The organism is Streptomyces cellostaticus (assembly GCF_023630175.1).
Classification (GTDB): Bacteria; Actinomycetota; Actinomycetes; order Streptomycetales; family Streptomycetaceae; genus Streptomyces; species Streptomyces cellostaticus_A.
In genome coordinates, this window is the sequence record NZ_JALLIN010000133.1 from 1 (window position 1) to 1302 (window position 1302).

1 protein-coding gene is annotated in these 1302 nt (G+C 69.7%); it reads right to left on the minus strand.

The window, feature by feature from the left end:
* The coding region (locus tag MXD57_RS31310) for an AMP-binding protein (RefSeq protein WP_250405592.1) at positions 1 to 1288 on the minus strand (1288 nt) is incomplete at its 3' end.
* Positions 1289 to 1302 lie beyond the last annotated feature (14 nt).

Sequence of the window (1302 nt, forward strand, 5' to 3'; positions counted from 1 at the left end):
TGTTCCACACCGGGCGCCCGATCGGCACGGTGTCGTCAGCCGCCCGGCATTCCCAGAACGTGACGTCCACCGCGGCCTCTGTGGGGCCGTAGAGGTTGTGGATGGAACCACCGAGTGTGCGCAGCGCCTGGTTCTTCAACTCTGCGGACAGTGCTTCGCCACTGCATACGACGTTCTTCAGCGGTGCGCAGGAGGCTGCGTCGGGATGCTGGAGGAAGGCGCCCAGCATCGACGGCACGAAGTGTGCGGTGGTGACCCCTTCGGTGCGGATCAGCTCGGCGAGGGCAGCAGGGTCCTTGTGTTCTCCGCGGGTGGCGACGACCATCCCAGCGCCGACGACGAGCGGCCAGAAGAACTCCCACACCGACACGTCGAATGCGGGCGAGGTCTTCTGGAGGACTCGGTCCGCCGGCTCCAGACCGTATGCGTGGTGCATCCACAGCAGGCGATTGGTGATCGCGGCATGGGAGACGGCCACGCCCTTGGGGCGCCCGGTGGATCCAGAGGTGTAGATCACGTAGGCCGTGTGCTGCGGAAGCAGGCGGCTCGGGCAGAGCTCGGCGGCGGAGAGGTTGCGGGGGTCCTGGCCTTCCAGAAGGGTCTGCGAGGCCGGGTCGTCCAGGATGATCCGGCGCGCGTGGGCCGAGGCCTCCGCAGGTAGCTTCTCCGCGGTCTCCGCGTGGGTGACGACGAAGACGGGGTCGGCGTCCCGGAGCATGTGGGCGATGCGCTCGGCAGGGTATTCCGGGTCGATGGGGACGTAGCCGGCGCCGGTCTTCACCACGGCCAGCAGGGCGACGACGAGGTCGAGCGAGCGGGGTGCCGCCACGGCGACCAGGCGTTCGGGGCCGGCCCCCCGGTCGGCGAGGTACCTGGCGAGTCGGTTCGCTCGGGCGTTGAGCTCTGCGTAGGTCAGCCGGACCCCGCCGCCGGTGACGGCCAGGGCGTCGGGTGTCCGTGCGACCTGCTGCTCGAACAGATCCGGCAGCGTGGTGTCGGGCACGTCGTGCGCGGTGTCGTTCCAGGCGGCCACGATCCGCTCGCGTTCGTCCTCGCTCTGCAGCGGGATCTCGCGGACGAGCAGTCGGGCGTTGGCCGCGACAGCCTCGAGGACGCGGGTGAAACGATCCGCGATGCCCTGCACCGAGGGACGGTCGAAGGCATCGGGCCGGTAGTCGAGCCGCAGGTGCAGGCCGGTTCCCGGCATCACCATCAGGCTGAGCGGGTAGTGGGTCGCATCCCGTGCTTCGGCGTGGGTGAGGCTGAGGGTGGCGGCGTCCTGTTCCACGGCCGCGTCCTCGA